The following is a 22,490-nucleotide window of genomic DNA, read 5'->3' as shown; positions in this document are numbered from 1 at the left end:
CGCCGGGCGTGCAACAATTCCGGATCAGATGTCGAGCGTGTGGTCGCGCTCCCACTGGGTGAAGTGGGAAGCATAGGAATTCCATTCCTGCTGCTTGAGCTTTAGATAGGCCGACGAGAATTCCTCACCCAGCGCCGCCTTGAGCGATTTGTCGTTGTCAAACTCGCGCAATGCGTCGAGCAGGTTGAGCGGCAGCTTCGGCGCGCCCTCCACCGTATGGCCGAACTGGTACATGTCGATGTCGTAGCGCCTGCCGGGATCGGCCTTCGAGCGGACACCGTCAAGGCCGGCGGCGATGATGACGGCCTGCAGCAGATAGGGGTTTGCCGCCCCGTCCGGCAGGCGCAGCTCGAAGCGGCCGGGGCCGGGCACACGCACCATATGGGTGCGGTTGTTGCCGGTCCAGGTCACCGTGTTCGGCGCCCAGGTGGCGCCGGAGATGGTGCGCGGTGCGTTGATGCGCTTGTAGGAATTGACCGTCGGGTTGGTGATGGCGGCAAGCGCGGAAGCATGTTTCATGATGCCGCCAAGGAAATTCCTGCCCTTGGCCGACAGGCCGAGCTCCATCGCATTGTCGGCAAAGACATTGGTCTTGCCGTCCCTGTCCCACACCGAGATGTGGGCATGGCAGCCATTGCCGGTCAGGCCCTGGAAGGGTTTCGGCATGAAGGTGGCGCGCAGGCCGTGCTTTTCGGCAACCGACTTCACCATGAATTTGAAGAAGGAATGCTTGTCGGCGGTCGCCAGCGCATCGTCGAAGGCCCAGTTCATCTCGAACTGGCCGTTGGCGTCCTCGTGGTCGTTCTGATAGGCGCCCCAGCCGAGCGCCAGCATGTGGTCGCAGATCTCGGCGATGACGTCATAGCGGCGCATCACCGCCTGCTGGTCGTAGCAGGGCTTCGACGCCGTGTCGTATTCGTCCGAAATCGTCTTGCCGTCCGGCGAGATCAGGAAGAACTCGGCCTCGACGCCGGTCTTGATGTGCATGCCGTCGCCGGCCGCCTCGGCAATCAGCCGCTTCAGCGTGTTGCGCGGCGCCTGCTCGACCGATTTGTCGTCCATGATGCAGTTGGCGGCGACCCAGGCGACTTCGGGCTTCCACGGCAACTGGATCACCGAATCAGGATCCGGCACCGCCAGCATGTCGGGATGCGCCGGCGTCAGGTCGAGCCAGGTGGCAAAGCCGGCAAAGCCGGCACCGTCCCGCTGCATGTCGGCGATCGCCTGCGCCGGCACCAGCTTGGCACGCTGCCCACCGAACAGGTCGGTGTAGGATATCATGAAATATTTGACGCCCTTCTCCTTGGCGAAGGCGGCGAGATCGTTCCCCATTATAATTCCTCGCTTACTGGCATTTTTGGTTTGTCTTAGAAGCCGTTCTTGCCCGGTATCCAGTTGGTGCCGGCCAGCGGCACGCCGGCCATGGCGGCGGCTTCGATCGTCAAGGCCACAAGATCCTCGGGCTCGAGATTGTGCAGGCTGTTCTTGCCGCAGGCGCGGGCGATTGTCTGAGCCTCAAGTGTCATCACCTTGAGATAATTCGCCAGCCGTCGTCCGGCCGCAATCGGATCGACCCGTTTCATTAGCTCGGGATCCTGCGTGGTGATGCCGGCCGGGTCGCGTCCCTCATGCCAGTCGTCATAAGCGCCGGCGGTGGTGCCGAGCTCGTTGTATTCCGCTTCCCAGCGCGGGTCGTTGTCGCCGAGCGCGACAAGCGCTGCCGTGCCGATCGACACCGCGTCGACGCCGAGCGCCAGCGCCTTGGCGACGTCGGCGCCGTTGCGGATGCCGCCGGAGACGATCAGCTGCACCTTGCGGTGCATGCCGAGATCCTGCAGCGCCTGCACCGCCGGCCTGATGCAGGCAAGCGTCGGCTGGCCGACATTTTCGATGAACACTTCCTGGGTTGCGGCGGTGCCGCCCTGCATGCCGTCGACGACGACGACATCGGCGCCCGATTTCACCGCAAGCGCGGTATCGTAATAGGGCCGCGCGCCGCCGACCTTGACGTAGATCGGCTTTTCCCAGTCGGTAATCTCGCGCAGTTCGAGGATCTTGATCTCGAGGTCGTCCGGCCCGGTCCAATCGGGGTGGCGCGAGGCCGAGCGCTGGTCGATGCCTTTCGGCAGCGTGCGCATTTCGGCGACGCGGTCGGAGATTTTCTGGCCAAGCAGCATGCCGCCGCCGCCGGGCTTGGCGCCCTGGCCAACGACGACTTCGATCGCATCGGCGCGGCGCAGATCGCGCGGGTTCATGCCGTAGCGCGACGGCAGATACTGGTAGACCAGCGTCTTCGAATGGCCGCGCTCTTCCTCGGTCATGCCGCCGTCGCCGGTGGTGGTCGAGGTGCCCGACAGCGTCGCGCCACGGCCGAGCGCTTCCTTCGCCGGGCCGGACAGCGAGCCGAAGCTCATGCCGGCAATGGTGATCGGGATTTTCAATTCGATCGGTTTTTTCGCATAGCGCGAACCGAGCACGACGCTGGTGTCGCAGCGCTCGCGATAGCCTTCGAGCGGGTAGCGCGAGATCGAGGCGCCGAGGAACAGAAGGTCGTCGAAATGCGGCAGCTTGCGCTTGGCGCCGGCGCCGCGGATGTCATAGATGCCGGTCGCCGCGGCGCGGCGGATCTCGGAAAGCGTGTAGTCGTCGAAGGTCGCGGATTTGCGCGGCGTCGTCGGCGGGTTGCGATAGGTCATTGAGCCTCAATACGCGTCGGCGTTGTCGATATTGAAATTGTAAAGCGTGCGCGCCGAGCCGTAGCGCTTGAACTCCGCCGCCTTGACGCCGGTCACGCCGGCGCGGTCGAGCAGGTTTTGCAGCAATTCGAGATGCTCGGGCCGCATCTCCTTGGCGATGCAGTCGGCACCGAGGCTTTCGACCTTGCCGCGCACGAAAAGCCGCGCCTCGTAGATTGAATCGCCGAGCGCATCGCCGGCGTCGCCCAGCACCACGAGGTTGCCGGATTGCGCCATGAAGGCCGACATGTGGCCGATATTGCCATGGACGACGATGTCGATGCCTTTCATCGAGATGCCGCAGCGAGATGACGCGTTGCCTTCGATAACCAGCAGCCCGCCCCGGCCGGTGGCGCCGGCATACTGGCTGGCATCGCCTTTGACGATGATCTGGCCGGACATCATGTTCTCGCCGACGCCGGGTCCGGCCGAACCATGCACGGTGATGGTACCGCCGTCGTTCATGCCGCCGCAATAATAGCCGACGCTGCCGCGCACATCGATGGCGACAGGCTGGTCGACGCCGACGGCGACCGAATGGCTGCCTCGCGGGTGCAGCACCTCCCAGGCGGTCTCATTTGAACCGGGGGCCAGATCGTGCAGCGCCTGGTTGAGCTCGCGCAATGACATTTCGGCCAGGTCGAAGACCCTCGATGCCTGGCCCGGCTCTCGCGCGGCCTTGGAGAGGTTGATTGCCGGCATTGGTTCAATGCTCCCAGAAATAGACGGTTGCGGGCTCGGGTTCCCAGACCTTCGCATTGTCTATGCCGGGCAGTTTGGTGAGCGCACGATATTCCGAGCCGAAGGCGACATACTGGTCGGTTTCGGCCATTACGGCAGGCTTGCAGGCGATCGGATCGCGCACCACGCCGAAACCGTTCTTGGTGCCGACGACGAAGGTGAAAAAGCCGTCGAGATCGCTCAGCGTGCCTTCCAGCGCCTCGCCCAGATTCTTGCCATGCGCCATCTGCGAGGAGAGATAGGCGGCAGCGACCTCGGTATCGTTCTCGGTCTCGAATGTCATGCCTTCGCGGATCAGCTCGCGGCGGACATTGTTGTGGTTGGACAGCGAGCCATTATGCACCAGGCACTGGTCGGCGCCGGTCGAGAACGGATGCGCGCCCATCGTTGTCACCGCCGATTCGGTCGCCATGCGGGTATGGCCGATGCCGTGCGTGCCGGTCATCTCGCGGACGCCGAAACGGTCGACGACCGCTTCGGGCAAGCCGACTTCCTTGTAGATCTCGACGACGTCGCCGGCACCCATGATGCGGATGTCGGGGCGCAGCGCCTGGATCGCCTCACGCGCTTGGTCGATCTTGGCAGGCGTCGTCCGGACCACCGCATGCGTCGACTTCGCAGCAATGCTCACCGGCGCACCGATCGCCTTGGCGAGTTCGGCGTCGAGGCCGCGGAAATCGTGCTCCGGCTTAGCCGACTGGATGGTGATCTTGGCTTCATTGGAGGGCGCGCCATAGATGGCGATGCCGGCGCTGTCGGGACCGCGATCGCTGAGGGAGATCAGCATCTCCGACAGCATCGCGCCAAGCTGTGGCTCGAGCGACTTGTCCTTCAAAAACAGTCCGACGATTCCGCACATGTCAGGCTCCCGAGATTTGTTCCCTTGGAGATGTATCGAATGCGTCCGGGGAATTCAATTGGTATGAAAAAAATTTTCCTGTCGTTATATATCGGCTGAGGCGCCGCCAACCGCACTATCGCCGCGCGCGCCGCCATTGTGAACCCATTTGGCATAGCGGATGCGCGCGATCTTGTAGGCATCCAGGATCGACAGGGCATAGATCAGGAAGCCGCCGGCATGGCGTCCGATGAAGCTGGCGTCGGGCGGCGCGATCTTGGCGGTGACCCAGGCGAAGATCACCATGAAGAACAGAAATTGCAGGCCGCGCACCGGCACGCCGAGAACGACATGCCCGCTCGCCGGCAAGACGATCGCAGCGCCGAGAACCAGATATGGGCTCGGTGGTGCGGGGGAGGTGGTGATCTGGCTGGTCATGCCGCTTGCCGTTCGCTTTGATTGATGGCATCGCGCAGCGCCGAAGCCGACGACAGCAGCCTCTCGATCAGCACCGGATCGAGCCTGACCGTGCCGAATTCGGCTTGCCGGAATACGCCGTAGCGCGCCCGCTCGGCCTCGGCCAGAAGCCAGACGATGCGCACGCCGTTCGGTGTGATCAGCAATTCCTTGGCGCGCCCCTCGGCAAAGACATCGAGGTGATCGGCGATGACGGCTTCGGGGAAGCGCACGCCCTTGCGGTCGCTCCGCAGCACCGCCTCGGCCGGAAATCCAGCCGCCTTCGGCAGCGTATGGTCGAGATGATCGAAATTGGAAAAAGTCGTCGGCGATCCTGGCCGCATCATCATGTCGAAAGTGCCTGGTATCGCGACCTTTTCGGTGATCGAAACGCTCAGCCAGCGCGCCGGCAGCTTCCTGATCGCCAGCGTGTCGACGATGGTCCGCACCTGCACCCGCCGGCCGTTCCACGAGCCGGCGAAGGTGACGACGCCGGTAGTGCCGTCCGAGATATTGGCGACGTCGGGGATGACGGCGCGGATTCCGGCTTCCTCGGCGGCAAGCGCGGCCAAGGCCTTGATGCGGCTGGCGCGCGCAAGCCAGGCGAAATGAAGGACGAGAGCCAGGGCAACCGCCCCGGCGAGCAATGCTGAGATCACCTAACGCACCTTGTCACGCAAATGTCCGCCCGACAGGGCGCGCCTCCCGTCAGTACCCCTGCGGCTTCGGCCACGGCATGGTGAACTGGGCGCCGCGGCGCACGAATTTGTAGCGGTAGAAGTGGAACCACAGCGAGATCAGGAAGTAGAAAGCGACCATGGCGATCAGCTGCGAACCGAAGCCGAGGAAGATCGCAAAGAAGGTGACCACGCAAAGGCAGAACAGCACGATCGCCGGCAGCGGATGGAACGGATGGGTGTAGCCGCGGCGGATCGAGCCGAGCGGCCACTTCTTCCTGAACATGATGATGTTGATGCTCATGAAGGTGTATTGCAGCACGCCCGACAGGATCGAGAAGGTGATCGCCTGGTTGAGGTCGGCGATGAAGGCGAAGGCCAGCGCGATCGGCAGCAGGAACAGGATCGAACGGTAGGGCGTGCGGTATTTCGGATGCACCGCCGAGAACCAGGTCGGCAGATAGCGGTCGCGGCCGAGCGAGAACCAGGCGCGCGCGGCGTCATTGATGCAGCCATTGGCGGAGGCGAGTGCGGCAAGCAGCGTCGCGATGAACAACAGGTTCTCCAGCAGCGCACTGCCGGTCAGTTTGCCTGCGTCCCACAGCGGATAGTAGGTGATGCCGAGATATTCCCAGGGCATCAGCGAGGCGCAGACATACCAGGTCATGGCGGCGGCGATCAAAAGCGTGATCATACCGGCCATCGTGCCGTAGGGCAGCGAGCGCGCCGGCGAGCGCACTTCCTCGGCGGCCTGCGTGGTGCCCTCGATGCCGAGATAGTACCAGATGCCGAACTGGAAGGCGGCGATGACGCCGATCCAGCCATAGGGCAGGGCGTTGCCGGGGGTCACCAACTCGTTCAGCTTCAGCACGGCGCCTTGCGTCCACGGGCTGACCGAGAAGAACAGGATGACGATCGAGACATAGGCGACGGCGGTGATGACGAAGTTGACGTTGAGCGTCATCAGCACGCCGCGATAGTTCAGCCACGCCAGAACGACGATGGTCGCTGCGATGAAGGAATTGTGGTTGAGGCCCTCGACGCCGGCCTTGGCGACGATCGTGTCGCCGAGCAGGATCGCGTCCGACACTTCGAGCATGGTATAGGCAAAGACCAGGAAAAGCGCGACGTTGAAGGCCATCAGCGGCCCGACAATGTGCTTTGCCTGGGCATATTGGCCGCCGGCGGCAGCGACCGTCGAGGTGACTTCGGAATCGATCATCGCCACCGACGTGTAGAGCAGCCCGACGATCCAGCAGACGATCAGCGCGGCCAGCGCGCCGCCCTTGTCCGCCGCGAAATTCCAGCCGGTGAATTCACCGACCAGAACGATGCCGACGCCGAGCGCCCAGACATGGGCGGGGCCAAGCACCCTGAGCAGCGAAACCCTGTCGCCTTGCACTTGCACCGCTGGTTCAGCCGTGATCGTCATCGTTCAATCCCCCACTCAGATCCGGTGTTTTTCGGACACGGCTTCAAGTTCGCCTTCCCTGGACGAGGTCAGCATCTCTTCGGAATAGGTCGTATCGATCTTGAACCAGTCGTAGAGCATCCACAGCGCGAGCACGATCGAGATGCCCCAGCATGCGTAAGAGAGTGCCACCCACATGACGATGCTTCCCTATCTATTTGTCGCCGAACTTTTCGTCGATGACGTCGCGGTATTCGCGGTCCGATGCGCGGAACAGAAAGATGAAATAGCCGATCAGCACCGCGGCCATGATGATCAGCGTCGGCCAGTCGATGATGTAGTGGAACCGGTTCTGGATGATGTCGTGCGCGGTTTCCGGCGTGTAGCCGAGCTTTTCCCAGATCGAGGCCATGGTCGGGTTTTGTCCGAGCGCTTCCCACGTCTTGGCGTCGAGCGCGTCGATGGATTTTGCCGCCCCTGCCAGCCCTAGTTTCAGCGGCAGCCACAGCGCGACGAAAATCGCGACCACGACGACGGCGATATCGAAAACCTGTCCGGCCTTGCTCTGTTCGGGCGGTGTATAGCGGGCCATGCGTCTCCCCCTCAGGACTTGCGGTTGCGGTAGGCGTCGGCATTCTTGATGTCGAGGCCGTAGATGAAGTCCTTGTCTTCCTTGTAGTGGTTGACCATCGCCAGGATCGCGGCCGTGTTGAAGATCAGCACGGCGCCGGCGGCGACCGCGACAACGAGCTTGATGCCGGCGTCGGGAATGTACGGCCATGTCATGAACAGGACAAAGAGGATCGTCGCCCACAGGCAGACGATCAGGAGCATGGATCCACGCACGTCGGAACGGTACAACGCTTCGACGCGCTGTTGCAGGTCGGACATCGGCTTTCCCCTTTTTCAACGCCCGGTCCGGATTGGCCGGTCATTGCCCTCTTTCAAGAGAGTGAAATTTTTTTCATAAAATCCGGCCGAATTTTGGAATTGTCAAGACGATTTTACACAGCGTTAACCGTTTGTTTGGTCCGCGGATTTGCCTGACAATGAAATTATTTGCTTACGGGTATTGCAGGCTCCCGGCGTTTGCGATCAATATTCGGCAACGCTCCCGCCTGTGTGCCGGGAGCAGGGGAAAGCAAAAAGTTCTGTCGAACGGAGGACCAGCGGATGACGGCATCCTGGAGATTTTCGGCCCTTGCGGACCGCCACCGGGCGCTCGGCTCGAAGCTCGAGGACTGGAGCGGCATGGGCACCGCCTGGACCTACGACAAGGACGCCGACGAAGAGTACATCGCCATCCGCACCAAGGCCGGCCTGATGGACGTGTCCGGTTTGAAGAAGGTCCACATCACCGGGCCGCACGCCTCGCACCTGATCGACCTGGCGACGACGCGCGATGTCGAAAAGATCTATCCCGGCAAGTCGGCCTATGCCTGCATGCTCAACGAGGCCGGCAAGTTCACCGACGACTGCATCCTCTACCGCACCGGCCCGAATTCCTGGATGGTCGTGCATGGCTCGGGCACCGGCCATGAAGAGCTGCAGCGCGCATCGGTCGGTCGTGACGTGTCGCTGCGCTTCGACGACAATCTGCACGACCTTTCGCTGCAAGGCCCGACGGCGATCGATTATCTGGCAAAGCATGTGCCCGGCATTCGCGACCTCAACTATTTCCACCACATGCAGACGCAACTGTTCGGTTTTCCGGTGATGATCTCGCGCACCGGCTATACCGGCGAGCGCGGCTACGAGATCTTCTGCCGCGGCCAGGACGCCGGCACGATCTGGGACAGGATCCTCGACGAGGGCAAGAGCGCCGGCATCATTCCGTGCCGCTTCACCACGCTCGACATGCTGCGCGTCGAGAGCTACCTGCTGTTTTACCCCTACGACAATTCGCAGAAATACCCGTTCGAGAACGAAGGCCCGGGCGACACGCTGTGGGAGCTCGGTCTCGACTTCACCGTCAGCCCCGGCAAGACGGGCTTTCGCGGCGCCGAGGAGCACTATCGCCTCAAGGGCAAGGAACGCTTCAAGATCTTCGGCGTGCTGCTCGAAGGCAAGGAGCCAGCCGACGAGGGCGCACCGGTCTATCGCGACGGCAAAAAAGTCGGCGTGGTGACCTGCGCCATGTATTCGCCGCTGGTCAGGAAATCGATGGGCATCGCCCGGCTCGACGTCGACTGCGCGGTGCAGGGCACCAGGCTTGAGATTCGCAACAAGAGCGGCGCCATCAGCGCAACGGCCGAGCCGCTTCCCTTCGACGATCCGAAGAAGACCAAGCGCACGGCGAAAGGCTGAGGCATACTGCGGGTATGGCAGCGAAAAGCATCATCAGCCGCCCGGTCTATGGGACCCTGTCTCCGCAGCCTGGCAAGCATCATCTTTTCATAGCGGATGCAGAGGGAGCGCTGGCGATTGCCGATCTGGCCGCTAAGGCCCCGGCGGATTTCTTCGGCGGCGCCCACATCATCTTCATTCCCGGCCGCGACGGCAAATATGCCGATGTGCTCGAAGCACTGAAGCCGGCGCAGTTCTACCTCGGCCATTCCTTTGCCAGCGCCCTGCCGCGGCTGAAGCAGACGCTGGCCAACGCGCATATGGGGCTCAGGCTCTATCTTGCCGGCACCGAAGGCCTGATCGGCCAGGCCATGCAGGCGGCGCTCGAAGCCGGCATCGACCACACCTCGATCCAGACCGAGCATCGCGGCTCGCTGGCGCGCCGCATGCAGTGCGTCCATTGCAAGGGCATCACCGAGAACGTCACGACGCAGCCGGCGACCTGTTCGCATTGCGGCCTCTTGCTTCTGGTGCGCGACCACTATTCGCGGCGCCTCGCCGCGTTCCAGGGCGTCTGCATCAATGCCGAGGACCGCAGCGAAATTCCTCCAACGGAGGAGGTCTTTCGATGAGCACCGGCACCACCAAGCTCGACGTTGTCGTCAGCGATGTCGTTCCGGTCAACGAGCTGGTGACGCGCTTTCATTTCCGCAGGCGCGACGGCGAGCTTTTGCCGACCTTTTCCGGCGGCGCCCATGTGGTCGTCGAGATGCGCGATGGCGAACGCACCAGGCTCAATCCCTATTCGCTGATGGGCTCGCCGCTAGACACCCGCGAATACACCATCTCGGTGCGCCGCGACGACGCCGGCCGCGGCGGCTCGCTGTTCATGCACAGGCAGGTCAGGCCGGGCACGGAGATGGTGGTCAGCTATCCCGTCAACCTGTTCTCGCTCGATCTGCGCGCCAGGAAGCATCTGATGCTGGCCGGCGGCATCGGCATCACCCCGTTCATGGCGCAGACCGCGCAGCTGGCGGCGGAAGGCGGCAATTTCGAGCTGCACTACACCTGCCGCACCGCCTCGCTCGGCACCTATGCCGATCTGCTGAGAGAGCGCTACGACCGCCGGGTCAGGTTCTATCACGACGACCGCGACGAGCGCGTCGATCTCGACCGGCTGCTGTCGTCGCAGCCGCTCGGCACGCATCTCTATGTCTGCGGCCCGTCCGGCATGATCGGCTGGGTGCGCGAGCGTGCCGCGGCGCTCGGCTGGCCTCCCGAGACCGTGCATTTCGAGCATTTCGCGGCGCCGCAGCCCGGCGCGCCTTTCGACGTGACGCTGGCGCTCAGCGGCAAGACAATCCGTGTCGACGAGCAGCAGAGCCTGCTCGAGGCAATCGAGGCGGCCGGCGTCGATCCGCCCTATCTCTGCCGTGGCGGCGTCTGCGGCCAGTGCGAGACCAACGTCATTTCGCATGACGGCAAATTCATCCACAACGACCATTGGCTGAGCGAAGAAGACCACCGTTCGGGCTGCAAGATCATGCCCTGCGTGTCGCGCTTCGAGGGTCGGTCGCTGGTGCTGGAAAGATAGGAGGCGAGCTTGGGCATCACCTTTCGCAAGGAAACGTTCCGCGACGACTTCACCTTCAGGAACAGCCCGGAGCACATCAGGCGGTTTCCTTTCCCGTTCCATGAAGACAGCTACATGTATGCGGTCAATATCGAGCCGCATGTCGTCGGGCCGAAGGGCAGCGTGCTGGAGAATTTGATCGACGTCGACGAGCACTATGTCGCCGAAATGCAGGACCGCGCTTTGGTGCTGGCCGAAGACCCGCTGCGCTGCCAGTCGCTGCCGCACATGACGCTGGCCGGCTGGGATCTGCTCGAGCTTTTGATGGAGCAGCAGGCGCTGGGCTATCCCGAGCATTTCACGCTGACGCGCGACGGCGACCGCTGGCGCTGGATCAACCGGCCGCTCGGCATCGACGACAGCTTCACCTTCGGTGACGTCTCGACGCTGCCCTATGGGCCGATGGAATATATCACCCGCCAGAGCCAGGGCGATTTCTGCATCCTCGACCAGCGCGACGGCAATCTGTGGATGGATGCCGGCATGGTCACCACCCAGGCCGACTGGTCGCTCGATTTCGACATCGGCATGAACTTCTTCGAATGGCACGCGCCGGTGCCGCTGGCGCATGAGAAGGGGATATTCGTCCGGGCGCTGAAGTTCCTCACCAACATTCAGCAGGGCAAGCCGGCGCGCCGGCTGAACTGGACGATGACCATCAATCCGCGCCTCGACACCAGCCCGGAAAATTACCACAAATGGGGCTCGGACCGCGCCACGGTGACGCCGGAAAATGTCGGCGAAAAAGTGCATCTGCGCGTTGAGCTGCAGAGCTTCTGGCGGCTGCCGCGCTCGAACGCGATCGTCTTCCCGATCCGCTGCTACCTGATCAAGATGGACGAGCTGGTGACGCAGCCGAAATGGGCACGGCGCCTGCACCGCGTCATCCGCGACCTGCCCGAGGAACTCGCCAATTACAAAGGCCTGACGCGCTATCGGCCGACACTGGTCGAGTGGCTGTCGAGGTTGGATGATGGCAGCCCGACGTCGCCTGGGTTCGGGCCGGATTGAGTTTTTCTCGCCCCTGTTGGCGCTGCCCCTAAAGCAGCCAATCTCCCCCCTAGAGGGGGAGATGCCCGGCAGGGCAGAGGGGGGGCGCCGTGGAGCGCCGGCCTTGCCCAATCTCCCACCCCAGCGCCTCCGCGAAGCTCACGCCGCGCCGCCCAGCCCAGCCACGATCACGACATGCTGACAGACATTGTCGATATCGCGAATGACATCGTCGTTCCAGAAGCGCAGGACCGTCCAGCCCAGCGCTTCGAACTTCGCGGTTCTTGCAGCGTCCGATTCCGACGTTTCGGCCTGGCCATGCTGGGAACCATCAAGCTCGACGATCAGCTTTTTGTCCGGGCATGCAAAATCGACGACATGGCCGGCGATAGGCATCTGGCGTCGAAATCCCAGTCCCATCAACCTGTGTGCCCTGATCTCATTCCAAAGCTTGAGTTCGGCATCGGTCATCGCCTTGCGCATCCTGCGCGCATTGCGGCGGTTGTTGGCGGATACTAGATTATGCGTCATCGCGGTTCGCCCCCCTCTGTCCTGCCGGACATCTCCCCCTCAAGGGGGGAGATCGAATGTCACTTCGGCTTTCGCCAATCCCCAATGCTGCAAAAGAGTAGCCGTCGCGAAGCCGCCGATCTCCCTCACGAGGCGACCAAGGGGGAGATCGAGCTCCGCTAACCCGCGCTTTGCGGGTAGCAGATGATCGACAAATAGCGCATCGGCAGAACGCTCAGCACTTCCGGTCCGTGCGGCGCGTCGGCGTCGAAGAACAGGCTGTCGCCGGGCTTCATCGGGTAGAGATTGCTGCCGTGCCGGTAAACCACTTCGCCTTCGAGCATATAGAGGAACTCCATGCCCTCGTGCTGGAAGGTCGGAAACACGTCGGAATCCTCGGTGAGCGTGATCAGATAGGGTTCGACGACGACGCCGCTGGTGTTGGAGCCGATATGGCCGAGCAGATTGTACTGGTGGCCGGCGCGCGTGCCGCGGCGTTCGACGTCGAGCCCTTCGCCGGCCTTGACGAAGACGGCACTGCGCTCTTCCTCGAAGCGGCGGAAGAAAGCGGTGACAGGAACGCCTAGCGCCCGCGACAGCGCCTGCAACGTGGTCAGCGACGGCGAGGTGATGCCGTTCTCGATCTTCGACAGCATGCCCAACGAAATGTCGGTGGCGGCAGCCAGATCGGCCACCGTAATGCCGAGCTTCTTGCGGAATGCCCGCACCTCGCGGCCGATCGCGACCTCCAGGACTTTTTCGCGGGTATCGCGAATGGCGTGCGGGTTTTGTGTGAGCGGCGCGCGTATCTTGCGCGGATCGATTACAGCAACCGACGGCTTGGCTTTGCCCGCGGCGGCTGCAGCAGGCTTTAGACTGGATGCTTTTTTCGCCATGTTGCCACCCCGGACCTTGCCGATTCATTTCACTCACGGTGAACATATTCGGTGCCGATACAGAAGCGCAACTCTCACGGCAAGCCACCCGTGTCGAATTGCGCAATGTCCGGATTTCGCCCGAGCTACCACGTCGCTTGGAAATCCAGCTTGGTGAAACGAGGGTTTCGCGACAAGACCTGTTGACAGCATCGAAGGGGCAATTACTGTCCTGTCAGTGAAATTTGTTTCGTTAGGGAAATGAGATCGGGAGGCCCGCAATGAAAGATCGTGTTGCCGTCATCGGAGCCGGGCCGTCCGGCATGGCCCAGCTCCGGGCCTTCAAGTCGGCCGCCGACAAGGGCGCCGACATTCCCGAAATCGTCTGCTTCGAAAAGCAGTCCGACTGGGGCGGCCTGTGGAACTACACCTGGCGCACCGGCCTCGACGAACACGGCGATCCCGTGCATGGCTCGATGTACCGTTACCTCTGGTCGAACGGCCCGAAGGAATGCCTCGAATTCGCCGACTACACCTTCGAGGAGCATTTCGGCCGGCCGATCGGCTCCTATCCGCCTCGCGCCGTGCTGTGGGACTACATCAAGGGCCGCGTCGAAAAGTCCGGCGTGCGCCAATGGGTACGCTTCAACAGCCCGGTGCGCATGGTCACCTTTTCCGAAACGACAAAAAAATTCACCGTCACCGCGCATGACCGCACCAACGACCTCACCTATTCGGAAGAGTTCGACAATGTCGTCGTCGCTTCGGGGCATTTCTCCGTGCCCAACGTTCCCTATTTCGAGGGCTTTTCGACCTTCAACGGCCGTATCCTGCACAGCCACGATTTCCGCGACGCCATGGAATTCAAGGGCAAGGACATTTTGATCATCGGCCGCTCTTATTCGGCCGAGGACATCGGCTCGCAATGCTACAAATACGGCGCCAGATCGATCACCTCCAGTTACCGCTCGAAGCCGATGGGCTTCAAATGGCCGGAGAATTGGAAGGAAGTGCCGCTGCTGCAGAAGGTCGTCGGCAAGACGGCGCATTTCAAGGACGGCAGCACCAAAGACGTCGACGCCATCATTCTGTGCACCGGCTATCTCCATTCCTTCCCGTTCCTCACCGAGGATTTGAAGCTCAAGACCGCCAACCGCATGTGGCCCGACGGGCTTTACGAAGGCGTCGTCTGGGAGAAAAACCCCAAGCTGTCCTATATCGGCATGCAGGACCAGTTCTACACCTTCAACATGTTCGACGCGCAGGCCTGGTTCGCCCGCGACGTCATCATGGGTCGCATCAAGCTGCCCTCGGCCGAAGCGATGGCCGAGCACGGCAAAAAGTGGCGGGCACGCGAGGAAACGCTGGAAGACGCCGAGCAGATGATCTGGTTCCAGGGCGACTACACCAGGAAGCTGATGGAGCAGACCGATTATCCCGGCTTCGATGTCGAGGCCGTCAATCAGACCTTCATGGAGTGGGAGCACCACAAGGCGGAAGACATCATGGGCTTCCGCGACCATTCCTATCGCTCGCTGATGACCGGCACGATGGCGCCGCTGCACCATACGCCCTGGCTGCAGGCGATGGACGATTCAATGGAAAGCTATCTCGAGGTGAAGGGGGTCGCGGCGGAGTAGGCCAGGGGTCGAATACCCAAATCGTTTGGACGGGCTGCGTCGTCGCAGAGGTCCGGACGACGCAAGTTGACCCTGTGGTTTCGGTTTTGACGCCTTCTCGGCGCTGCGTGAGATCGCGGTGTCGCGGGAAGCAAGCGTTTGAAGGCCCGTCGTTTCGCTGATTACGGTCCTGGCGCTCTTCACTACCGGCTGACGCAAAAAACCTCTCGTTTTCCCACTATTGTTCCCACTGCACGTCAAACGCTGCCGGCCGAGGTTTAGCCGTCCGGGCAATCCCGGTCGAGCAACATCCGAACCAGGAGTGAATGACATGCAGGACGATACAATGGTCATGGAGAAGTCTTCCGTTAAGAAGGCGCCGCGGGAGCCAAGGAACGGCGTTGACACGCCCACCCTTCTGGCCACCATCAACGCAGTCGCGGGGCAGCCCGAGCTTGCCAAGTTCCAGTTCCGTGCCAAGAGCCGCTGGATTGCCGGCACGCACAGCAGCAGCACCATGGCCAATTTCTTCGGCGCTGGCACCGAGCAGTCTCACAAGATGGCCTACCAGGCTGACAGCGACCATCCAGCGGTGCTGTGCGGCACAGACAACGGCCCGACGCCGGTCGAATATCTTCTCCACGCGCTTGCTTCATGCCTCACGGCCGGCATCGCGAACATCGCGGCCGTGCGCGGGGTGACGCTGCATGAGGTGGAATCGACCGTCGAAGGCGACATCGACCTTCGCGGCATCCTCGGCATCTCGAACGAGGTCCGCAACGGCTACCAAGGCATCCGTATCTCCTTCAAGATCAAGGGCGATGCTCCCGCTGAGAAGCTCGAGGAAATCGTGACGCAGTCGCGTGCCCGTTCCGCCGTGTTCGACGTGCTGACCAACGGCGTGCCGGTCTCGGTTGTCGTGAAAGGCTGACTTCGGTCCGGAAGAGCAATATCGCCGGCCTCGTCCTGGAAAAGGATGGCGCCGGCGATCTGTTGCCCCTGCTTGCAAGGCGCGGATTCCATGCAGCGTACAGACGTGGCCATTATCGGCGCCGGACAGGCGGGTCTAGCCATGAGCCGATGCCTGTCCGAGCGCGGCGTCGACCACGTCGTGCTGGAGCGCGGCCGGATCGCGGAGCGCTGGCGCAGCGAACGGTGGGACTCGCTCCGCCTGCTGACGCCCAACTGGATGACGCGCCTGCCCGGCGGCGGCTATCGCGGCGCCGATCCCAACGGCTTCATGACAATGGCTGAGACCGTCGGGTTCCTGGAGGATTACGCGTGCTCGATCACCGCGCCGGTGGAGGACGGTGTGGAGGTGCTTTCGGTCGAAACGATCGACGGAGGCTTCCGGCTGCTGACCGATCGCGGCCAATGGAGCGTGCGTGCGGTCGTGATCGCGACCGGATACAGCGACAGGCCACGCATTCCGCCACTGGCAAAGGAGATCTCCTCCCGCATCAGGCAGATCGTGCCGCGGGACTATCGCAATCCCCGGCAACTGGCTCAGGGCGGCGTTCTCGTGGCCGGGGCCTCGGCGACCGGCATACAACTTGCGGAGGAGATCAATCGGTCCGGCCGCCCGGTAACCCTGTCGGTCGGCAGCCATACACGCCTGCCGAGGCTCTACCGCGGGCACGACATCCTGTGGTGGCTCGACCGGCTGGGAATGCTTGCCAAGCCCGTCGCCGAAGTCTCGGATCTCGCCGCGGCACGGCGGCAGCCCTCGCTACAGCTCATAGGTACACCCGAGCGCAGGTCGCTCGATCTCGCCGGCCTTCGGCAGCAAGGCGTTCGTCTTGTTGGTCGAGCCATTGCCGCTTGCGATACACGCATTCGGTTCAATGGCGATCTCGCCGACACGACCGCGGCGGCGGAACGCACACTGAGGCGCGTGCTGGCCAACATAGACCGCGCGGCCGCCGGCGAGGGCCGCTACTCAATCGATCCCGGTTCCATTCCGAGCCTGATCCTGAGCGCCGAACCGACCGAAATCGACCTCATCGACGAGGGTATCGAGACCATCATATGGGCCACCGGCTATCGCCGCGAATACCCATGGCTGAAGTTGGATGTGTTCGACGCCCGGGGCGAAATCCTGAACGATGGCGGCGTCTGCGCGTATCCGGGACTTTACGTGCTAGGCCTGAATTTCATGCGCCATCGAAGCTCCAGCTTCCTCGACGGCGTCGGCCGCGATGCCGAGGCTTTGGCGGCTCACATGGCAATGTTTCTCGACGCCTCTCGCCGAGCCGCGGCCTGACCGCCGAATACAACGCTGGTGCGGCAAAAATCGACGTTGCCATCAACGCTGACGCTCACGCCCGACCACGACAAGGGCTCCACTGGCGCCATAGTTAGCGCCCGCAACCATGGAGAAAATCGAAATGAGTACAATGATGAACCCTTCCCTGTCCCTCACCACAACGCGAGGTTTGCGCTGGGCCGGCGGAACGATGCTGGCCGCAGTCTGGCATTTCATTCGCATCCAGCGGGACCGTCGACAGCTTAATGAGCTGCCGGACTACATCCTGCGCGACGTCGGCATCACCCGCTTCGAGATCAACTCGATCACCTGGTTTGCCGGGCGTGACCCCAGCCGCCGCACGCGTTCAGGCGGCACTGGTGCAGTTTCTGCCGAAGGCCAGCCTCGACTTCCACGCATTGATCCATGAGTCGATGTCAGCAAGCGAATATGCCCGATTTGGCTTTTCGGTCTTGGTATTGCGCGGCGAATTTGCTTCAGTTCCGACGCGGCTCATCGCCCGGGAACTCATTTCCCGCGTTCAGGGCGCAATCGGTACGATTGTTCCTGGCGCGGGACACATGGGGCCGCTGACCCACGCAGATCTGGTGGCGGATCGTTTGGTCCGGCAGATTTTGTCCCATGACACCGCGGGATCGCGAGCTGCATGACCGCAACTTGCCTGTCCCACAGGCAGCACGACCCTTCGAAGCAGATCCGTGGGTGCGGAGAATTCACACCGTAGCTTCTATGCGATCGCGTATCATATTTCCGGCCGGCTCCTCCGTGTCGAAGAAATCGTCCCGCATCTGCATTTCTGTGTAGAGCTTGGCCGCTTCCGCGAGAGTGGCATCCGCGCCAGCGATCTTGCCGCGCCGCTTCGCAAGCCCGAGAGCTAGCAAGGAGCGGGCAAGCTCCGGCCGCAATTCCACCCGCCTGGCAAGATTGCAGGCCTGTTCGAGCCAGCCAATCGCCGATCTGGAAGGTTTCAGCTCGGCAAGGCCGCGCAGTACGATGATCTGGCTCCACGGATCGCCGCGCCCCCGTGCTAACTCGAGCGCATGGCCGAGATTGGCCGCAGCTTCCGGCTCACAGAGGCGCGCACGCACGCATGCGAGCACAGCGCGCGCGTGACATTCGAACTGGGCAAGATCGAGCCGCTCAGACTCGGTCACCGCCATCTCCAAGGTGGCGCCCGCGTCGTGGTTGCGGCCCAGCAGGAATTCCGCATGCCCGAGCACCGTCAACAGCCATGGCCGGAGTAGGATAGATCCGCTGGTCGCGGCTTCGGAGGACCACAATTGCAGCGCCTCGACAAGCGTCGGCTCGGGTCCGCGCAGGACGCCCACCACACCGGTGAAATAGGCGGCCGCGCAGCTGTCGATCGGGCGCGCCACTTCGGCGGCGACCTTATGCAGTTCGGCAAGCGAACGCTCCGCATCGTCAAACCGGCCAAGGCGCGCTTCCGCTTGCGCACGGTGCCCCAGGTACCAAACCGCACGCGCACCGAGCTGTCCGAAACGCTCCAGACGCCAAGCTTTGGTGAATCTCTCCTCATGCGGAACAAGCCGCTCCAGCACCTGCCGGGCCTCGCTGCGGATCAGAAGCGCCTGTGAGGCGGCCAGATCCGACTCGCTTATGCAGCGCTGCACGCCGTTTGCCGTGGCGCCGCGCTTGAGTGTATCGGCCGGTTCCAGCGCCTCCTCGTAGCGGCCGTGGGAGCTGTTAAGATAACTCAAGTGGAGCAACACGTCGGAAATGAGTTGCGGATCGCCCAGTTCCATGGCCAGTTCGCGCGCTTCCAACAGCTGCGGCAGCACCTTCCGGTAGGCCCCGAGGGCGCCGTAGGCGGGTCGCATCCGCACCCGCAGGTTGATCGCCTGGGCCAGGGTTGTCGGATTTCGGGGCAGCGCGGCGACCGCCTTGCGGGCGCTTTCCAGGAACTGGACCGCGGCGGAATAGGCCGAACGTTCCTCCGCCCGACCCGCCGCTTGCAGCAGATAATCCGCGGCAGATTCCCATGCCTCGGCACGAAGAGCGTGTTCGGCCAATTGCTCGATGTGGTGGTTCAGCGACCCGGCATAGAGTCTTTCCGTCGCAACCAACGCAGCCCGATGCAGCCTCTTTCGGTCCTCCGCCAGCAGAGATTCGTTGGTCACCTTCAGCGTCAACGCGTGCTTGAAGGTATATTCCACGTGAGGATAGCTCTGGACCTCGAACAGGAATTCCAGACTCTGCAGTTTGGCCAGGCATGCCTCCAACTCCGCCTCCGAGAGCGGCGAGAGCGCCCTCAGCAGCGGAAACGGAACATTCTTGCCGATAACCGAAGCCAGTTGGAGTACTTGCCTTTCCGAGTCACCTAGCTGCTGGATGCGTGCGGCGATGAGCGATTGAACCGTCGACGGGACGGTGATGGATTCCACCGGTCTCGTGAGCTCGTAGCGGCCCAACTGGCCGGCAAGGACGCCGTCCGCCACCAGTCCGCGCACCATTTCTTCCAGAAATAGCGGTGTGCCCTCGGCCCGCTCGGCAAGCGACTTCCGCAGTTCCCCCAGGCTGGGATCGGATCCTAGCAATTCGGTGAGGAACTGCTCCATTTCATCTCGCGCGAACCGCTCCAGTCTTATCTGCTGGAAATAGCCGCGGCGATTCCATTCGTGCCGATACTGCAGCCTGTAGGTGGCGAGCAGCATGATGCGGTTGGCACCCATGACTTCGACCAGCCTGTTCATTACAGCCTCGCTCTCGGCATCGATCCAGTGCAGATCCTCGATAAGCACGGCGACGGGTGCGGCTCGGCTCAAGGCAACGAGAAAAGCGCTCATCGCTTCGGATACGCGTGAGGTCCGCTCCCGCGCATCGAGATGCCGCCAGGAAGAATCGTTGACCGGCAGGTCCGCGAGGAAGGAGAGCGGCGCCGTGTGACGTGGATCCAGGTTCAACTCCGCCTGTTTGAAGGCAAACAGGCGCTCGGCTTCCGCCAAGCCGTCTTCGCCGCGAATGCCACAGGCCGAGAGCAGCAGCTTCTTTACAGCCCCGAGAGCAACTGACGAATCAAATTCCAGACCGCCGCATTCAAGCACAGTAAAACCGGCCACCTCGTCGAGGGAGAGAAATTCATGGGCAAGCCTCGACTTGCCCATGCCGGGGTCCGCGACGATCCCGACGACCTGGCCGTGGCCCTCCCTGACCCTGCGCCAGGTTGCAAGAAGGATTTTGAGCTCGAGCTCGCGGGCCACCAGTCCGGTGAGGCCGCGGTTGGCCCTCAAGTGCCAGCGCGACAGAGCGTGATTTTCGCCCAACAGCTCGTAAACGCGTTCGTCGCGGCCAAGTTGTGGATGCTCCGAATGCGCCAAGCGGTGCATCTGCACATAGCCCCCGGCTGCTGCGCGCGCCCGGCCTGTCGCGGCGATCGTCGCACGGTGCAAGGCACGCATCAGCCGGTTGGCTGCACGCGGCGCGGCTCCGGCCAGTTCAACCTTGCTGGCTTGGGTCGTCCATTGCTGCCGTACGATCACCTCGCCGGTGTCTATTCCGACCCTCAACTGGATCCCGCCCTGGGAAAGCTCCTCCACCGCCAGCTTGGCCGCAAGCGCGGCGCGGCATGCAAGATAAGCGTGATCCTCCGTGGCGCGAGCGAGGCCGAATGCTGCGGTGATTGTCCCGTCAGCAGCCGACGTGACGACGCCGCCATGACTCTCCACGACTTCTATCACCCGATCCTCGACGGGCTGGAATTCGCGGATCGCCACTTCCGGATCCTCCGTTTCGAGGAGATGCATGGGACTGACCACTTCCGTGGCTAGTACGGTTATGTACTGCCGGGAGCGGTTGATTCCCAAGGACGCCGGAGGGCCGGCCAATTGCTGCGTCTGTTCAGGGTCGGCAAGGAAACGACGCGTTTCCTCCACGAAGGTCGCGAATGCCGGTTCATGGCCAAGCAGCACGTGGTTGGCGCTGTCGAGCGCGACGAAACGCGCGCCGGGAATTTTCCCTGCCATCGCTTGGCCATGGTCGAACGGAATGACTGCGTCCCGCGTGGCATGCATCACCAGAGTCGGAACGCGGACCCGTGGTAACAGCTCGTCCACGTCGATGACGGCGCCTTCCTCGAAAATGCGATGGGCAATCTCCGGCGAGACGGTATTGCGTTGCAGCTCGTTGTACCAATTCCTCTGTTCCGGCGTTGCTTCAGGAATGAAGAGGGAGGTGAACATCTGCCGGAACACAGGGTCGTCTTGGCCCCACCCTTCCTGTATCAGCGATCCCATCGCTTCGCGGCGCGCTATTTCGCGCTGATTGCCCCGTTTGCGCCAGCCTTTGGTAAATCCGCCATACAGCACCATCCCGGCCACGCGCTCGGGATGCCGGACGGCATAGGCTATCGAAACGGCGCACCCTTGGGAAATGCCAAGCAGGGAAACGCGGCGCAGACCGGCCGCATCGATGATGCTCTCCAGGTCGGCGACCATGGCTTCGAAGGATAGGTCGGCGGGATACCGGTCCGACAGACCGTTGCCGCGCTGGTCGTAGCGTATCAGCTGGTAGTGCGCCGAGAGGCCCTCGATCCAATGCTTCCACACCGGACTGTCCCATTCGAGCTCGAGATGGGACATCCAGTGCGCGGCCCTTACCAAAGGGGGACCTTGACCACTCAAGGAATAGGCCAGGCGCGCGCCATCGGGCGTCGTGCACCGGCGGATCTCCTGCGCGAGGACTCGCTCCGGCGGAGGACGGAGCTGTATCTCCGCTGCAGGCCAAACCTGCGGAGTGACGGTCTCTCCGCTGGGAGCGGCCGCGGGTTCGGTTCTCGAAGCGCGGCTCTGGACCATGGCGGATTGCCGTGCTGCCTCGCTCAGCCGGCGGATGTCCGCTCGAAGAGCCTCGTCTTCGGGCTCCAACCCGTGAAGGACATGGGCGTACGGAAGCGCCCGCGCCGGCTCATCCGCCAGCCGGTCGACGAGCACCCGAAGGATGCGCAGATGCGTCACGTGCAGTTCGTCGGCGGTCGCAATGCGCCAGGCTTCGAATTCCGGACAGCGCGGCAATGAGAGGTCATCCAGGAAACCTCCGCGGAACGCTCCGGCGAGTGCCTCCAGTTTCTCCCCTTCGAGAGCCTCTATGTCGCGAGCGCCAAGGCCGCGGAGCGGCGCGACGTCCAGCACGATTTCGCTGGTGTTCAGGCGAACTGCGTTACGGTCGGCTTCCAGGATCCCGCCGTCCCCGAGCTCGACAACCTGTCGGATCTTCGAGAGGCTCCAGCGCAGGGCGCCGCGAGGATCGTCCGGTACCTCCCAGAACATCTCGCAAAGGCGCTCGCGCCGCTGCGGGCGCTCTACGAGGGCAAGATAGGCCAGCAGCGCCCGCGTCTTTTTCGAAGGCGGCAAGGAAACGACCTCGCCAAGGCGAAGGACGGTCAGATCTCCGAGAACGCGAATTTCGAGCGACACTTTGTTGATCCTAGTGCGCCTGCT

22 protein-coding genes are annotated in these 22,490 nt (G+C 62.8%); 9 read left to right on the top strand and 13 right to left on the bottom strand.

The genetic code is table 11. The annotated features are described in order from the left end of the window. Nucleotides 1-24: 24 nt before the first annotated feature. The 10 genes from glnT to NKH23_RS16470 form a co-directional block, all read right to left on the bottom strand. Entirely contained in the window at nt 25-1,332 is a 1,308-nt protein-coding gene (gene glnT / locus NKH23_RS16515) for a type III glutamate--ammonia ligase (protein ID WP_292653869.1), read from the bottom strand. 35 nt (nt 1,333-1,367) lie between these two features. Beyond that, nucleotides 1,368-2,696: an FMN-binding glutamate synthase family protein gene (locus NKH23_RS16510; RefSeq protein WP_023673984.1), complete on the bottom strand. Its 1,329-nt coding sequence runs from the start codon at nt 2,694-2,696 to the stop codon at nt 1,368-1,370. A gap of 6 nt (nt 2,697-2,702) precedes the next feature. Then, complete coding sequence (locus NKH23_RS16505; RefSeq protein WP_352915737.1) at nt 2,703-3,437, bottom strand: GltB/FmdC/FwdC-like GXGXG domain-containing protein; 735 nt, start codon at nt 3,435-3,437, stop codon at nt 2,703-2,705. A gap of 4 nt (nt 3,438-3,441) precedes the next feature. Next, on the bottom strand, nt 3,442-4,335 hold the full coding sequence (locus tag NKH23_RS16500; RefSeq protein WP_352915739.1) for a class II glutamine amidotransferase: 894 nt from the start codon (nt 4,333-4,335) through the stop codon (nt 3,442-3,444). An 84-nt stretch (nt 4,336-4,419) separates the two neighbouring features. After that, entirely contained in the window at nt 4,420-4,752 is a 333-nt protein-coding gene (locus tag NKH23_RS16495; protein WP_352717912.1) for a hypothetical protein, read from the bottom strand. Next, nucleotides 4,749-5,429: a hypothetical protein gene (locus tag NKH23_RS16490; protein WP_352717914.1), complete on the bottom strand. Its 681-nt coding sequence runs from the start codon at nt 5,427-5,429 to the stop codon at nt 4,749-4,751. The genes NKH23_RS16495 and NKH23_RS16490 overlap by 4 nt, the downstream gene beginning before the upstream one ends. Nucleotides 5,430-5,478: 49 nt before the next feature. After that, nucleotides 5,479-6,879: an APC family permease gene (locus tag NKH23_RS16485; protein WP_352717916.1), complete on the bottom strand. Its 1,401-nt coding sequence runs from the start codon at nt 6,877-6,879 to the stop codon at nt 5,479-5,481. A gap of 15 nt (nt 6,880-6,894) precedes the next feature. After that, a complete protein-coding gene (locus NKH23_RS16480; protein ID WP_023673991.1) occupies nt 6,895-7,056 on the bottom strand; it encodes a hypothetical protein in 162 nt (53 codons plus the stop codon). A 16-nt stretch (nt 7,057-7,072) separates the two neighbouring features. Beyond that, the gene (locus tag NKH23_RS16475; RefSeq protein WP_023673992.1) at nt 7,073-7,450 is read right to left on the bottom strand and encodes a hypothetical protein; all 378 of its coding nucleotides are present in this window, start codon (nt 7,448-7,450) and stop codon (nt 7,073-7,075) included. A gap of 11 nt (nt 7,451-7,461) precedes the next feature. After that, nucleotides 7,462-7,749 (bottom strand): hypothetical protein, encoded by a 288-nt coding sequence (locus NKH23_RS16470; protein ID WP_292653877.1) that lies wholly within the window; start codon nt 7,747-7,749, stop codon nt 7,462-7,464. A 282-nt stretch (nt 7,750-8,031) separates the two neighbouring features. Between NKH23_RS16470 and NKH23_RS16465 the strand changes: the two genes are divergently transcribed. From NKH23_RS16465 to NKH23_RS16450, 4 genes are read left to right on the top strand one after another with little or no spacing between them, the layout of a single operon-like run. Then, nucleotides 8,032-9,165, top strand: coding sequence for an aminomethyl transferase family protein (locus NKH23_RS16465; RefSeq protein ID WP_352717918.1), 1,134 nt, complete (start codon nt 8,032-8,034; stop codon nt 9,163-9,165). A gap of 14 nt (nt 9,166-9,179) precedes the next feature. Continuing rightward, complete coding sequence (locus tag NKH23_RS16460) at nt 9,180-9,776, top strand: dimethylamine monooxygenase subunit DmmA family protein (protein WP_352717920.1); 597 nt, start codon at nt 9,180-9,182, stop codon at nt 9,774-9,776. Further along, nucleotides 9,773-10,738: a PDR/VanB family oxidoreductase gene (locus NKH23_RS16455; RefSeq protein ID WP_352915745.1), complete on the top strand. Its 966-nt coding sequence runs from the start codon at nt 9,773-9,775 to the stop codon at nt 10,736-10,738. The genes NKH23_RS16460 and NKH23_RS16455 overlap by 4 nt, the downstream gene beginning before the upstream one ends. A 9-nt stretch (nt 10,739-10,747) precedes the next feature. Beyond that, nucleotides 10,748-11,788 (top strand): heme-dependent oxidative N-demethylase family protein, encoded by a 1,041-nt coding sequence (locus tag NKH23_RS16450; RefSeq protein WP_352717924.1) that lies wholly within the window; start codon nt 10,748-10,750, stop codon nt 11,786-11,788. 138 nt (nt 11,789-11,926) lie between these two features. Here the strand turns inward: NKH23_RS16450 and NKH23_RS16445 are convergent, their stop codons facing one another. Beyond that, complete coding sequence (locus NKH23_RS16445; RefSeq protein ID WP_352717926.1) at nt 11,927-12,298, bottom strand: endonuclease domain-containing protein; 372 nt, start codon at nt 12,296-12,298, stop codon at nt 11,927-11,929. Nucleotides 12,299-12,456: 158 nt separating this feature from the next. Then, nucleotides 12,457-13,173, bottom strand: a complete 717-nt coding sequence (locus NKH23_RS16440; RefSeq protein ID WP_352717928.1) for a helix-turn-helix domain-containing protein — start codon at nt 13,171-13,173, stop codon at nt 12,457-12,459. 260 nt (nt 13,174-13,433) lie between these two features. Here NKH23_RS16440 and NKH23_RS16435 point away from each other — a divergent pair, with 260 nt between their 5' ends. The 5 genes from NKH23_RS16435 (at nt 13,434) to NKH23_RS16415 (ending at nt 17,687) form a co-directional block, all read left to right on the top strand. After that, nucleotides 13,434-14,792 (top strand): trimethylamine monooxygenase, encoded by a 1,359-nt coding sequence (locus NKH23_RS16435; RefSeq protein WP_352717930.1) that lies wholly within the window; start codon nt 13,434-13,436, stop codon nt 14,790-14,792. A gap of 310 nt (nt 14,793-15,102) precedes the next feature. After that, nucleotides 15,103-15,702: an OsmC family protein gene (locus tag NKH23_RS16430; RefSeq protein ID WP_353035081.1), complete on the top strand. Its 600-nt coding sequence runs from the start codon at nt 15,103-15,105 to the stop codon at nt 15,700-15,702. 90 nt (nt 15,703-15,792) lie between these two features. Then, nucleotides 15,793-17,034 (top strand): NAD(P)-binding domain-containing protein, encoded by a 1,242-nt coding sequence (locus tag NKH23_RS16425; protein WP_352915754.1) that lies wholly within the window; start codon nt 15,793-15,795, stop codon nt 17,032-17,034. A gap of 136 nt (nt 17,035-17,170) precedes the next feature. Continuing rightward, entirely contained in the window at nt 17,171-17,446 is a 276-nt protein-coding gene (locus tag NKH23_RS16420; RefSeq protein ID WP_353024829.1) for a DUF1127 domain-containing protein, read from the top strand. Then, nucleotides 17,397-17,687 (top strand): alpha/beta fold hydrolase, encoded by a 291-nt coding sequence (locus NKH23_RS16415; protein WP_352977859.1) that lies wholly within the window; start codon nt 17,397-17,399, stop codon nt 17,685-17,687. Before NKH23_RS16420 ends, NKH23_RS16415 begins: the two co-directional genes overlap by 50 nt. Before the next feature lie 63 nt (nt 17,688-17,750). Here NKH23_RS16415 and NKH23_RS16410 read toward each other — a convergent pair whose 3' ends face one another. Next, nucleotides 17,751-22,466 (bottom strand): alpha/beta fold hydrolase, encoded by a 4,716-nt coding sequence (locus NKH23_RS16410; RefSeq protein WP_352915756.1) that lies wholly within the window; start codon nt 22,464-22,466, stop codon nt 17,751-17,753. Between the last annotated feature and the right edge of the window lie 24 nt (nt 22,467-22,490).

The sequence above is a fragment of the Mesorhizobium sp. M1328 genome, assembly GCF_040318075.1.
Taxonomy (GTDB): domain Bacteria; phylum Pseudomonadota; class Alphaproteobacteria; order Rhizobiales; family Rhizobiaceae; genus Mesorhizobium.
Note: the sequence above shows the minus strand (reverse complement) of the source record. Positions and strands in the feature narration are given on the sequence as shown.